9 protein-coding genes are annotated in these 12,569 nt (G+C 61.8%); 6 read left to right on the top strand and 3 right to left on the bottom strand.

What is annotated here, in order from left to right:
- The first annotated feature begins 56 nt into the window (after window positions 1-56).
- From NKJ58_RS27205 to NKJ58_RS27225, 5 genes are all read left to right on the top strand, one after another.
- The gene (locus tag NKJ58_RS27205) at window positions 57-2,216 is read left to right on the top strand and encodes a hydantoinase/oxoprolinase family protein (RefSeq protein ID WP_352854204.1); all 2,160 of its coding nucleotides are present in this window, start codon (window positions 57-59) and stop codon (window positions 2,214-2,216) included.
- Window positions 2,217-2,228: 12 nt separating this feature from the next.
- Window positions 2,229-4,433 carry a hydantoinase B/oxoprolinase family protein gene (locus tag NKJ58_RS27210; protein ID WP_352854206.1) on the top strand — a complete coding sequence of 735 codons (2,205 nt, stop codon included), beginning with the start codon at window positions 2,229-2,231 and terminating at the stop codon, window positions 4,431-4,433.
- Window positions 4,430-4,915 (top strand): acetone carboxylase subunit gamma, encoded by a 486-nt coding sequence (locus tag NKJ58_RS27215; RefSeq protein WP_023729650.1) that lies wholly within the window; start codon window positions 4,430-4,432, stop codon window positions 4,913-4,915. Before NKJ58_RS27210 ends, NKJ58_RS27215 begins: the two co-directional genes overlap by 4 nt.
- 96 nt (window positions 4,916-5,011) lie before the next feature.
- A complete protein-coding gene (locus NKJ58_RS27220) occupies window positions 5,012-5,839 on the top strand; it encodes an SDR family NAD(P)-dependent oxidoreductase (protein ID WP_023746614.1) in 828 nt (275 codons plus the stop codon).
- A 336-nt stretch (window positions 5,840-6,175) separates the two neighbouring features.
- Complete coding sequence (locus NKJ58_RS27225; protein WP_023684240.1) at window positions 6,176-7,513, top strand: O-antigen ligase family protein; 1,338 nt, start codon at window positions 6,176-6,178, stop codon at window positions 7,511-7,513.
- 169 nt (window positions 7,514-7,682) lie between these two features.
- On the opposite strand, the gene NKJ58_RS27230 is transcribed toward NKJ58_RS27225, so the two are convergent.
- Window positions 7,683-8,906 (bottom strand): polysaccharide biosynthesis/export family protein, encoded by a 1,224-nt coding sequence (locus NKJ58_RS27230; RefSeq protein ID WP_032885928.1) that lies wholly within the window; start codon window positions 8,904-8,906, stop codon window positions 7,683-7,685.
- A 218-nt stretch (window positions 8,907-9,124) separates the two neighbouring features.
- A complete protein-coding gene (locus NKJ58_RS27235) occupies window positions 9,125-9,802 on the bottom strand; it encodes a sugar transferase (RefSeq protein WP_023668816.1) in 678 nt (225 codons plus the stop codon).
- A 607-nt stretch (window positions 9,803-10,409) separates the two neighbouring features.
- On the opposite strand from NKJ58_RS27235, the gene NKJ58_RS27240 reads away from it, so the two are divergent.
- Entirely contained in the window at window positions 10,410-10,682 is a 273-nt protein-coding gene (locus tag NKJ58_RS27240) for an exopolysaccharide production repressor protein (protein WP_023711266.1), read from the top strand.
- A gap of 47 nt (window positions 10,683-10,729) precedes the next feature.
- On the opposite strand, the gene NKJ58_RS27245 is transcribed toward NKJ58_RS27240, so the two are convergent.
- A complete protein-coding gene (locus NKJ58_RS27245) occupies window positions 10,730-12,565 on the bottom strand; it encodes an ABC transporter ATP-binding protein (RefSeq protein ID WP_352763980.1) in 1,836 nt (611 codons plus the stop codon).
- Window positions 12,566-12,569: the final 4 nt, after the last annotated feature.

Here is a 12,569-nt window from a genome sequence, read left to right on the forward strand (position 1 = left end):
GCAAGGCCGCCCAAGGAATCTAGCTTGAGCCATCCTACAGCAATCCTGAGGCGACCGTGACCCAACCCAACCTCACCAGCCCCATCGTCGGCAATCCAATCGTCATCGGCATCGACGCCGGCGGCACCATGACCGACACGATCCTTGTCGACCAGGACGGCCACTTCAAGATCGGCAAGTCGGCAACCACGCCGAAGAACGAGGCCGAAGGCTTCCTCGCATCGGCCGAAGACGCGGCCGACGCCTGGGGCATCTCGCTGGAGCAGCTGTTCTCCGGCGTCAACGTCGTGCTCTATTCCGGCACCGGCATGCTCAACACCCTGTTGTCGCGCACCGGGCGCCGGCTTGGCCTGATCACCACCAAGGGTCTGGAAGACATGATCCTGATGGGTCGCGGCCTGCAGGCCTGGGCCGACTATTCCTATGCCGACCGGCTGCATGCGGTGACCCACCATCATCCCGATCCGCTGGTGCCGCGCCGTCGCACCCATGGCGTCACCGAGCGCATCGACCAGTTCGGCGACATCGTGCTGCCGCTCTACGACCATGAGGTCTCGGCTGCGGCCAAAAAGCTGATCGCCGACAAGGTCGAAGCGATCTGCATCATGACCATCTTCTCGCACGTCAATCCGGTGCACGAAAAGCGCATCGCCGAGATCTGCCGCGAGGAGGTGCTGAAAGCCGGCGCCGACATCCTCATCTACACCAGCCACGAGGTCCGCCCGGTCATCCGCGAACAGTCGCGGCTGAACTCGGTGCTGATCGAAGCCTACGCGACGTCGCGCGGCCGCAAGCAGCTCAAGAGCATCGAGGACGTTTCGAAAAAATACGGCTTCAAATACGGCGTGCAGACGCTGCTGTCCTTTGGCGGCCTGACCTCGATCAACCATCCGCGCCTGCACGAAACCATGATTTCCGGCCCGATCGGCGGTATTCTCGGCGCGGCCTATGTCGGCAAGCTGATCGGCAACGACTCGCTGATCTGCTCGGACATGGGCGGCACCTCCTTCGACATGGGCGTCATCTCGCGCGGCCAGACGCGGATCGAGAACGAGCCGCTGATGGACCGTTTCAAGCTCAACGTGCCGACGCTGCATCTCGACACGATCGGCGCCGGCGCCGGCATGATCCTCAAGGTCGACCCGCTGACCAAGAAGGTCTCGCTCGGGCCGGAAAGTGCCGGATCCGATCCCGGCCCCATCTGCTTTGCCAAGGGCGGCACCGAACCCACCATCGCCGATTGCGACGCCATCCTCGGGCGCCTCAACCCCTATTATTTCCTCGGCGGCAAGGTCGTCTTGCACGTCGAGAAGGCGCGCAAAGCGTTTGAGGAAAAATGCTCCAGCATCCTTGGCGTCGGGGTCGAGGAGGCTGCCGAAGGCATGATCGACATGCTGGAAGCCGATGCCAACAACGCGCTGCGCCGGGTCATTTCCGGCCAGGGCATCCATCCCTCGGAATTCACGCTGCTGTCCTATGGCGGCTCGGGTCCGCTGCATCTGGCCGGCTGCTCCAGGGGCATCGGCTTCAAGGACATCATCACCTTTCAGTTTGCCGCCGCCTTCTCGGCCTTCGGCTGCACCACCGCCGATTTCATGCGTCGGCATTCGGTGTCGACGCAGCACGACATTGGCGCCCGCGCAAGCGATGACGAGCTGCTCGCTTTCGGCAAGAAGGTCACCGACGTCTGGAATGATCTCACCAAGGCGGCGGTCGACGAGATGATCAGCGACGGCCATATCAGAGACAAGATCAAGACCGTGCCGTTCCTGATGATGCGCTACACCGGCCAGCTCGAGGATGTCGAGGTCATGGCACCGCTTGCCGAGGTCAATTCGGCTGACGACATGCGCAGGGTCATCGACGAGTTCGAGGCGGGCTACGCCAAGGTCAACCATCGCGTTTCGCGCTATGGCGAAGCCGGCTTCACCATCACCGAGCTCGGATTGATCGCCACCGCCGACAAGGTCAAGCCGGTGCTCTTGAAGCGCCCGCTCGGCAAGTCGGCCCCGGCAGCAGCGCACAAGGGCGTGCGCGAGGCCTATATCGGGGGACGCTGGCACAAGGCCAATCTCTACGAGATGGACCTACTGCAGCCCGGCCATGAGGTGATCGGTCCGGCCATCATCGAACATCCCGCGACGACGCTCGTCGTTCATCCGCAGGACCGTGTCCATGTCGATGAATGGACGCTGCTGCACTACACCCATTCTTGAGAGGGCACCGCCATGTTGGACAAACCTGCCTCGGCCCTGCGCCTTCGCGAACGATTGCTCGATTCAGAACGGCTGATGGAAGAGACCGGCTGCTATGACGGCATCACCGAGCTCACCTTGCGCAACCAGGACCCGCTGAAATTCGAGACGCTGCACACCAAGCTGCGCGCCTATTGCGTCTCGGCCCGCGAAATGGCCCGCCGCATCTCGGCCTCGCCCGGCGTGCGCGAAGTCGGCGAAATGGTGGTGGCGATCTATACGCCCGAGGGCGATGCGATCGCGCTGTCCAACGGCATCATGGTCCACGTCCACACGATGAGCCGCTTCATCAAATGGATGATCAAGAACAATTACGAGGAAAACCCGAAGATCCGCGAAGGCGACATCTTTGCCAACAACGATGCCTTCATCGGCACCGTGCAGGTGCCCGACGTCATGGACGTGGTGCCGATCTTCCATCAAGGCACGCTGGTCGGCTGGGCCGGTGCGGTCTGCCACGAGCTCGAAGCCGGCGGCATCACGCCCGGCGGCGACGTCTGCTTGGCGCAGGAGCGCTTCACCGAAGGCCTGTTCGTCTGCGCCGAGAAGATCGGCGAGAATGACGAGATCCGCCGCGACTACGTCATCCGCTGCGAGCGCAATCTACGCATGCCGATCTACTGGGTGCTCGACGAGAAGGCCAAGGTCGCCTCCTGCATCGACATGCGCGAAAGCGTCAAGCAGCTGATCTCCGAGATCGGCCTCGACTACTGGATGAAGGTGTCGAAGGAGTTCATCGAGGAGGGCCGTCGCGCCCAGCTCGCCCGCACCCGCCAGCTCACCGTGCCCGGCATTTATCGTGGCCACACCTTCTACGGCCATGTCACGGCGGGCAAGCCCGGCTTCCAGCTGCTTGGCGATCCCGACTGGCTCTACAACATCCCGATCGAGATGGAGATCACCACCGACGGCAAGATCACCATGGACTTCGAGGGCACGCAGCCCTGGGGCTACCATTCGATGAACTGCACGCCGGCCGGCATGGATGGCGGCATGTTCGTCACCTTGACCCAGCACATGAATTTCGAGGGCCTGGTCAATGACGGCGCCTGGATGGCGACCGAGCTGAAGCTGCCGCACGGCACCTGGACCAACCCCGACAATGAGATGGTGGCGACCGCCACATCCTGGGCGCTGCTGCTGCCGGCCTATGGCGTGTTCCAGCGCCTTTTGTCGCGCGGCTTCGTCGCGCGCGGCTTCGTCGAGGAGGCCTTCGTTGGCCAGGTCAACAGCCCGATGATCGAGATGGGCGGCGAAAGCCAGTACGGTACGCCGTTCGGCATGGCGCATTTCGAATGCGCCGCCGCCGGCTCCGGCGCGCTGGCCATCGCCGATGGCCTCGACACCGCCTATGTCGGCTGGAATCCGGAATCCGACATGGGCAACATCGAGGTCTGGGAACAATCGATGCCGATGGTCTATATCGGCCGCTCGATCGTCCCCAATTCAGGGGGCGCCGGCAAATATCGCGGCGGCTGTTCCTTCGTCTCGACCTGGCTGATCAACAAGACCTCGCACCTGCGACTGCACACCTCGGAACACTCCTCGCGGGTATTCGACAATGGCGGCATGTGTGGCGGCTATCCCGCGCCGACCTGCCAGAAGCATCGCGCGGTACGCAATTCCAACATCCATGAACTGGCGGCAAAAGGCGAACCGCTCGCGCATGCCCCAGGTATCGATCCGCATGTCTCCGACTACGAGAAGAACATCGGCGGCGACCATGCCGTGGTCGAAGGCCCCTACATCACCTCGCCGCACAAGTCGGGGGACATCTTCAGCCATTCCTACAATGGTGGCGGCGGTTACGGCGACGTGCTGGAGCGCGATCCGGTCAAGACCGCCTGGGATGTCGAGAACGGTTTTCTCACCCGCCAGGCGGCGATCCAGATTTTCGGCATCGTGCTGAAGGACGACGCCGAGGGTTATCCGGTTGCCGATATCGACGCCACCGTCGAACGTCGTGCCGCCATGCGCAGAGAGCGTCTGGCCAAGGCGATCCCGGTTTCCGACTGGATCGCTGCCGAACGCGGCCGTGTCGAGAAGGCCGACTTCGCGCCCGAGGTGAAGAAAATGTATGCCAGCGCGATCAAGCTGTCGTCGCGCTTCACCAGGGATTTCAGCGATTTCTGGACCGTCGACGCCAGATCGATCTTCATGCCGGGAGCAAAGCCATGACCTCGTACAGCAAGGAAGTCCTCGGCGATCTCTCAGCCGGCAAGCTCCCCTGGCCTCAGACAAAGCGCATCATGAGCGCCTACAAGGACGACGACCGCTTCTTCAAGATGCTCGCCGTCTATCAGGACCGTGTCACCTGGAAGGACCCGATCCTGCTGCCGGTCTCGGATCACCTGTTCATCTGCCAGAGCGGCGACGAGCGCATCACCCGTTGCGAATGCGGCCACTCCTTCGGCGACTACCGCAAGAACTGGAAGCTCAAGGCCGCGATCAACGTGCGCAACACCGAGGCAGCGCTGCGCGAGATCTATCCCAACAGCGATATCCCCGATCCGCAATGGATGGAAATCCGCGAATTCATCTGCCCGCAATGCGGCACCATGCACGAGGTCGAGGCGGCAGCACCCGGCTATCCGATCGTGCATGATTTCGAACCCGATCTCGAAGGCTTCTATCGCGAGTGGCTGGGCAAACCGCTTTAGCGACGTGGTGACCAGCGCTGCAGGCAAGGTAGCGCTCGTCACCGGGCTGGGTCTAAGACTATGGCATCAAACGTCGGCATCGGAGATTCACTGCCCATGACAGACCTTTCCGGCCGCAGTGCGATCGTCACCGGCGGGTTTTCCGGCATGGGCTTCGCCATTGCGACGGCGTTGGCGCAGGCCGGCGCAAATGTAGCGGTCGGCTCCTACATCGCCCCCGCCGGCGCCGACAGAACCGACGCCGCCTACTATCCCGGCGCCGATGAAATCGAGCGCGTGCGGTTGGCCCTGTCGGCACACGGCACCAGGGTTTATGCCGCCCATCTCGATGTCCGCGACAGCGATGTGACCAACCGGTTTGCGGCTGACGCGCAGGCCGCCATCGGCCCGGGAGACATACTGGTCAATGCCGCGGGCACCACCGCCGAACAGCCGGTCTGCGGCCATTCCGACGCACTGTGGGACAAGATCGTCGACACCAATCTGAGCGGAGCGTTCCGCGTCACCCGAGCTGTGCTGCCCGGCATGATCGAGCGCGGCTGGGGCCGTATCGTCAACATCGGCTCGACAGCGGCTTCCGTCGGCTGGAAGGACAACCCGGCCTACTGCGCCTCGAAGGCCGGGCTGCTCGGTCTTACCCGCTGCGTGGCGCTGGAAGGCGCCCCGCACGGTGTCACCTGCGTCATGATCAGCCCGACCTGGGTCGAGACCGAACTGATGCGCCGCAACGTGGCGCAGGTGGTCGAGCGTGAGGGCAACGGCAGAACCGCCGAGGAAGCGATGGCCGAGATCGCCAAGGGCAATCCCCAGCAGCGCATGCTGCAGCCGCAGGAAATCGCGGCTCTAGCCGTGTTCCTGTGCTCGGATCTGGCCAAGGGCATCACCATGGAAAACATCCAGATCACCGGCGGGGCGCTGTGGTAGTGTGTTCTCCTCGCCTGATCAGAGCTGCCGTGCTGGGTGGGCTACCGGCTGACCTCTCCCTGTTCGCTGGAGCAATTCCACGAAAAGTGTGAACGGGTTCCAACAGGAATTGCATCAAAACAAAGGGTTAGAGCAGTTCGTCGTTCCCGCAAAACGGTGAACGGCTCCGATGTAAGACAAGGTGACCGGATTTGCCATTGAGCATGGCGTGCGATAGGTTATATTGCACTGCACAATGGAGATGCCGTTTATTGCACGCCCCTGTTTGCGGACATGCCGGCTGGCTTGCGGCCGGTCTGGCTTGCCGACCTTGGGCCGCGTCGCCGGGACTCTGAGATGAAAATTCCAAAGGCCCTGCTGGTCGACCCCGAGAAGAACTCGGTCTATGGCGCCTTTGCAGTGGCCGTATCGGTCTGGGCGTTCTCCTATTCCGTCATTTTCGGCCAGGTGCTGATCCTGGCCTACTACGCCGTCTGGCTTCCGCTTATCCTCGTCGACTACCGGCGCTTCCTGCGGCAGTTGTCTAGCGCCTGGCTGCCGTTGCTGTTCGCGGCCTATGTCTGCTTCTCCGTCTTCTGGTCGCAGGCGCCCGGCATCACCGCCAGAACCGCGGTCCAGTACTTTTCCCACATTGCCTGCGCCTATGTCGCGGCGCGCACCGTCAGCGTACGCACCCTGACGCTCGGCGCCCTGATCGGGATATTCTTCGTCCTGCTCTATTCGCTCAAGGTCGGGGCTTATTCCGAGGACGTGCTTGACGGCACCTACAACTTCGTCGGCGCCTTCGCCTCCAAGAACCAGGTCGGCTTCGTCGGCTCGCTTGGCATCTATTTCTCCGTCGTTTTTCTTACTTTCCTGCGGCGTGGTCGGCTGAGCTTCATACTAACGGTGCCTGTGGTGCTGTTGTCGGCCTTTGTGCTGGTGGTCTCGCATTCCGCCACCTCGATGGCCTCGATACCGGCGGTCCTGGCGCTGATTGCGCTTCTTGCTATGACCAAGCTTTTGTCGCGGCGCTATCGCCGGGTGATCTTCGTGGTCGGCGCTGGTCTGGTCGTCGTGGTGGCCGTTGTTGCGCTCAATCTCGGGCTCATGGACTTCGTGCTTGGCCTCTTTGGTAAGGATTCGACACTCACCGGGCGGACATATCTTTGGGAGCAGGGCTGGAACGCTGCGCAGCGCTCGCCGATCCTCGGCGTCGGTTATGCCGCCTATTGGGTGCAGGGCTTTGCCGAAGCCGAGCGGCTGTGGAACGAATTCTACATCACCACTCGCACCGGCTTCCATTTCCACAACACCTATGTCGAGGCGCTTGTCGAGCTCGGCTTCACCGGCGCGATAATGGTGTCGCTGATCTTGCTGCGCACGCTTTATGGTCACGTTTCGACGGTGATCTTCAAGGCATGGCAGGCCGAATCGGTGGTGCTCTTCGGCGTGATGGTGCTGCTGCTCATCCGCTCCTTCGTCGAGGTCGAGATCCTCAACCCTTACATCATGGGCTCGTTCCTGATGTATTTCAGCTACTTCAAGCTGGCGCGGCTGCCGGTCACCCGCACGCGCTGGTCGCCGGCCTTCGAGCCGGCGGAGGCGGCAAGGGGCGAACCAGCCTGGCCCGGGCATGCCGGCCGTCCGGCCGCCGATCAAGCAAGCCCATGCGTGTCACCCAAAACTGCATAGCGGCTTTGGAGCAGCGACATCCGCGTGAATTCCTTCAAAGCAGCGCGCCGTATCGGTTCGCGGCCTAAAATCGCACATAGCAAAATCTCCGCCAGGCGGGCCTGACGGAGATTGGAATTCTTTGCTCTGGATGGATAGAAAGCGCTGGATCGCGACGTAGTCCCACAGCCTACTGACTGGCCGTCGGCGCCAGCTTCACCTTGATGACGTCGCCCGGCAGCACCGGCGTATCTTCCTTAGCGTCGATCTCGCTGGTCTTGCCGTCCGTCACGCGCACCAGCGAATAGATGAGCGCCGGCTCTTCATTGTTGTTTGTGATGGCGGCGGTCGTGGCCGGGTCCGATGCCTGGGCCATCAGGCCCTGTTGCATGTTGACCCTGAGTGCGGCTTCGTTGAGGTCTGCTTCGACCTGCTGCCGGTCGGCGGCAAGTCTCGAGTTCAACGTGTTCTGGGCATCGATGGCATCCTGCGTCGCCTTGCTGACCGACTGCTTGGCGGTGAGGATCGCCGTCTCATAGTCCAGGATCTTGCCCTGCAGATCGGTGACCGACTGTTGCGAGGAAAGCAGGCGTGCGTTGGCGACCAGGCCCTTTTGCGCCAGCGGACCGATACTGTCCGCCTGCTGCTGCGCCAGGTCGACCTGCTTTTGCTGGTTGACGATCTTTTTCTGCAGCGCCTCGATTTCGGACTGCAGGACCCCTTTCAGATCGTCAAGCGCCTGCAGCTTCAGCTTCAACGCTTTCTGGTCGGAGATCAGGATCTGCATTTCGTCGGCGACGATTGTCGCCAGGCGCGGGTCGCCCTCGACTTCCTTAGGCGCCTCGAAACTCTCCTTGCCGGCGAGATCGGCATCGATGCGGGCACGCTTGACGATCAACCGCACGCGCTGGTCGTCATAAATGTCGAAATTGCCCTTGGCGGTGATCAGGTCCTTGCCGAGCTGGGTGCCCAAATCGGCGTTGCGCCGGATGCCGCCGGCGATGCTGATCGCCTTAAGCACGGTCAGCTCCGGCACATAGGGAAATTGGCCAGGCGTCTGGATCTCGCCCGAGATGTAGAACGGCCGGAACTGCACCATTTCCACCGAGGCTTCCGGCTTGTCCGATAAGGCAAGCTTGCGCTGCAGGGCGACGCTGATGGCAGCCGCAACCTCCGACGTGGTCTTGCCGGCGGCCGGCAGTTCGCCGACGAACGGCACCGACAAATTGCCGGCGGGACCGACCGAATATTCGCCGTTTACCGCCGACCAGTCACGGAACGTGCCTTCCACCGTCTGCCACTCGGCGACGCGGATGTTGAGCTTGTCCTGCGAGCCGAGCCGGTACTCGTCGGCCATGGCTGGAACCGCGAGCGACAGAGCGAGGCACGTGGCGACAAGCCGTGCCGGCCGCATCGGGCCGGCAAGGCGAAAATACGCTGATATGTCTGTTTTCAACTGAACGTTTCCGATCCGTTTTGGCCCCATCCGCCCGATAGGCCTGCTGCCGAGTGCCTCCTTCGGAACCTGGCAGAATACTATGGCTGCAATGCGAGACCGGCCCATCGCCGAATAGCTTTGGACCGGATTGGCTTCGGGCCGTACCGGCCCGATTGCTGACCAGTTGCGGTCGGTCAGTAGGAACCGCGCGACATCCACACCGCAGGCACGGTCTTGAGGATGATGCGAACGTCTTCGAACAGCGACCAGTTCTCGACATAGTGACGGTCGAACGCGACGCGACTGTCATAGGAGACATCGTTGCGTCCGCTCACCTGCCAGAGCCCGGTCAGGCCCGGCCGCGACTTCAAATAATAGACCGCGGCGCTGCCGTAGATCTCAAGCTCGTCACGCACCACCGGGCGAGGCCCGACAAGGCTCATATCGCCCTGCAGGATGTTGATGATCTGCGGCAGCTCGTCGAGGCTGAGCTTGCGCAGAACGGCGCCGACGCGGGTGACGCGCGGATCGTTCTTCAGCTTGCGGGTCGCGATCCATTCGGCGTTGGCTTCCGGGTTGGCCGCGAGATAGGCGGCCAGCACACGTTCGCCGTCTTCGACCATGGTGCGGAACTTGAGGCAGGGGAAAATCCGCCCACCGCGTCCGATGCGCTTGTGGCCGTAGAAGATCGAGCCGCCGTCGGAAAGCTTGACCAGAAGGGCCACCATCAGGAACAGCGGGCTAAGCGCCACCAGGCCGACAAGTGAACCGAAAATATCGAAACTGCGCTTCAGCAGCCCGCCGATGGGTGGCGGAAAATCTACGCCGACATGCGAAAATGCCGCATTGGCCGACTTGGCAACGTCCCTCATGCAAAAGCTCCATACGTTGAACGGATGGTTTATGCCACGATACCAAAAAAATGCTGCAGCGCAACACACAATTTCCCATATGGCTGAAATAGTCACGTCAGGAATTGACTAAATAATAAACCGTCCTTGCCCAAATTTTGCCCTTTATGGCGGGTTTGTGACGAATAATTAGCAACCGTAGGAAATGTAATGCCTTTTTTCGGCGGGTTTTGGGCAAATCGTCCTTTGCCGCAGAGGGAACGGCTTTAACTGATTTTCGAATCACTGGCTTTGCTAAATTAATCAAGTAAAATACTAATCAACATTGTAGATTCTACTGTAGTATAAAGCGCATGACGAGTTAGGCCACCACCCCTGCGTGTGCATCGCAGCATGGCGGAGTCCAGGCCGCCGCCAAGCCGAAAATTATTGCTGGTTGCCCTTGCCGTCAGTTTCGCGCCTTAATAGAGTCGCAAATTATTCCTGATAGAGTCTGGATGGGTTGGGAAGGCCGGAAGCAACCGGCCGAAAAAGAGCAGCTAAATAAGCTCGCATGGCGAATGGGGAGATACTCGGGTGGGTAAGTCATCGCTTTTGCATGCTCGGGCCGGTTGACGGGCCGCCGAACATGTCATTACCAAAATTCGTCATTGGAATGGTTTTCGCCCTCGCGATCGTGGTCGCGTGGTCCTATGTCGACGGCGCGACGGTCACCACAACGGTGCTTCGCGTCATCGGCTGCGCTGTCCTCATCCAAGTCGGTTATTTCCTGTTGGTGTATGTTATGATCGCCAGGAGCGCGCCGACATCGGCCGACAGGGCTCGCGACGCCGAAAGAAGCCTCGGCGCCGACAAGGCGGTTGAAGGCGAGAAGCTCTCGGCGAGGCGCAGCGTGCATTGAGCAGTCTGAAGCCGCAAGGTCGGCCTCGGATCATCTTGCTGCCGGACTCAGCCTGCTTCGGCCGGCTCGGGTTCCGATTGCTCGCCTGAAAGCATTTTCGACAGGCGGCTGCCGGCCTTCGCTTTCAACCTCTGATATTGCCCGACTTCGACGATTCGTCCGTTTTCGACTGCAACCACCCAGTCGGCGAAGGCGATCATCGATGGCCTGTGCGCAATGGTCAGGATCGTCATCGATCCGCGCAAGCCGTCGATCGACTTGGCGATCAGGGATTGGTTCTGCCAGTCGAGCGCGCTGGTCGCCTCGTCGAGAATGAGCAGCGAAGGTTTGCGCAGCAGCGCGCGCGCCAGCGCGATGCGCTGGCGTTCGCCGCCCGAGAGCCGGACGCCGCGGTCGCCGACCACCGTGTCGAGCCGCAACTCCAGCCGCTCGACGAAGTCGGCGCCATGCGCAGCGCGCAGTGCAGTCCACAGCTCCGCGTCAGTGGCTTGCGGCGCGGCAAGGCGCAGATTGGCGGCGATCGTATCGTGCAGCAGGAACACGTCTTGCGGCACATACGCCACCTGGTCGCGCCAGCGCCGGCGGTTGGCCGCGCCGATCTCGACGCCATCGGCCAGGATTTTGCCCTCGCTCGGTTCGAGCAGGCCAAGCAGCATGTCGGCAAGCGTGCTCTTGCCCGAGCCTGACGGACCGATCAGCGCCGTTACCTTGCCGGCGGGAAGGCCAAACGTCACATCGCTCACCACCGGCTTGCCGCCGGCCTCATAGGCAAAGGAGACATTGCGGATGTTGAGCCCGACATCGAGCGACAGCTTGGCATCCGATTCGAGGTTTGCCGGCTCGCGTTCGGCATCGAAACGCGCCTGCATGTCGCGCATCGAGGCATAGGCCGGCAGGTTGATCAGCACCTGCTGCGCCTGCATCTGCATGTCCATGAAACGCGGCGCGATGCGCATGAACACCAGAAGCAGGACAACGATCTCGGCCAGCGAGAGGTTGAAGCGGACCAAAGCGACATAGATGAACAGGCTCAGACCAATGACGCTGGCGACCTGGAACAGAGCGGTGCCGATGGTGCTGTTGCGCACATAGTTGATGTTGTCGGCCTTCATCTTCTCCAGCGTCGCGCGAAGCTGCGCGTAATAGGTCGCCTCGACATTCAGGCTCTTGGCCACCTTGATGCCGCCGAGGAACTCCGAGACCGTTCGGTACTGCTCCTGGCGATTGCTGGTCAAAACCCGGCCGAAGGCGCTGGCTCGTGCCCGAAACGGCTGCAGTGCCAGGAAGGTGACGATGCCGACGACAATGGCAAACGCCGTCATCACTGTCGAAATGAACAGCGAGACAACGAGATAACCCGCCAGAAGCACGGCGATCTGCACCAGCATCAGCAGCGAGAACGCCGCCGACTGCACGCGGTCGATATCGCCGGTCAGCGCATGGTCGAGATCCGAGATGCGCATGCGCGCGAATATCCCCCACCGCGCCTTGCCGATGCTCTCGAACAGGTTCATGCGCAGGCGATTGATGAAGTCGAGCAGCAGCCGCGCCATGTAGACGGATTTATAACGGTTGAACGCCGCCTGCAGCGCGACAAGCCCGACCAGCAGGCAAAGCACCGTGGTCAATTGCAGCGTTCCGTCCGGCGCCAGCCAGCGCACCCAGTCGCGGTCAGGCAACCTGACCGCGAAATTCTGCTCGGGTCGCCCGACCAGATGCAGCAGCGGCACCAGAAGCAGGATCGAGATGCCTTCGGTCAGGCTTCCCAGGATCAGGAACAGCAATGCCGTGAAGGTCCTGCGCCCGCCGATCCGGGCCATGGCGGCGCCGAAGCCGGCGACATCGCGGTAAAACGAAAAGCGCAGGATCTGCGATGCGGACATGTCA

This window comes from Mesorhizobium sp. M0139 (assembly GCF_040322455.1).
Lineage (GTDB): Bacteria > Pseudomonadota > Alphaproteobacteria > Rhizobiales > Rhizobiaceae > Mesorhizobium.

What these genes read in the sequence shown, in the direction of transcription:
- NKJ58_RS27210 (WP_352854206.1), top strand. Translation starts at nt 2,229, where the DNA reads ATGTTGGACAAACCTGCCTCGGCCCTGCGCCTTCGCGAACGATTGCTC.
- NKJ58_RS27215 (WP_023729650.1), top strand. Translation starts at nt 4,430, where the DNA reads ATGACCTCGTACAGCAAGGAAGTCCTCGGCGATCTCTCAGCCGGCAAG.
- NKJ58_RS27220 (WP_023746614.1), top strand. Translation starts at nt 5,012, where the DNA reads ATGACAGACCTTTCCGGCCGCAGTGCGATCGTCACCGGCGGGTTTTCC.
- NKJ58_RS27225 (WP_023684240.1), top strand. Translation starts at nt 6,176, where the DNA reads ATGAAAATTCCAAAGGCCCTGCTGGTCGACCCCGAGAAGAACTCGGTC.
- NKJ58_RS27230 (WP_032885928.1), bottom strand. Translation starts at nt 8,906, where the DNA reads ATGCGGCCGGCACGGCTTGTCGCCACGTGCCTCGCTCTGTCGCTCGCG.
- NKJ58_RS27235 (WP_023668816.1), bottom strand. Translation starts at nt 9,802, where the DNA reads ATGAGGGACGTTGCCAAGTCGGCCAATGCGGCATTTTCGCATGTCGGC.
- NKJ58_RS27240 (WP_023711266.1), top strand. Translation starts at nt 10,410, where the DNA reads ATGTCATTACCAAAATTCGTCATTGGAATGGTTTTCGCCCTCGCGATC.
- NKJ58_RS27245 (WP_352763980.1), bottom strand. Translation starts at nt 12,565, where the DNA reads ATGTCCGCATCGCAGATCCTGCGCTTTTCGTTTTACCGCGATGTCGCC.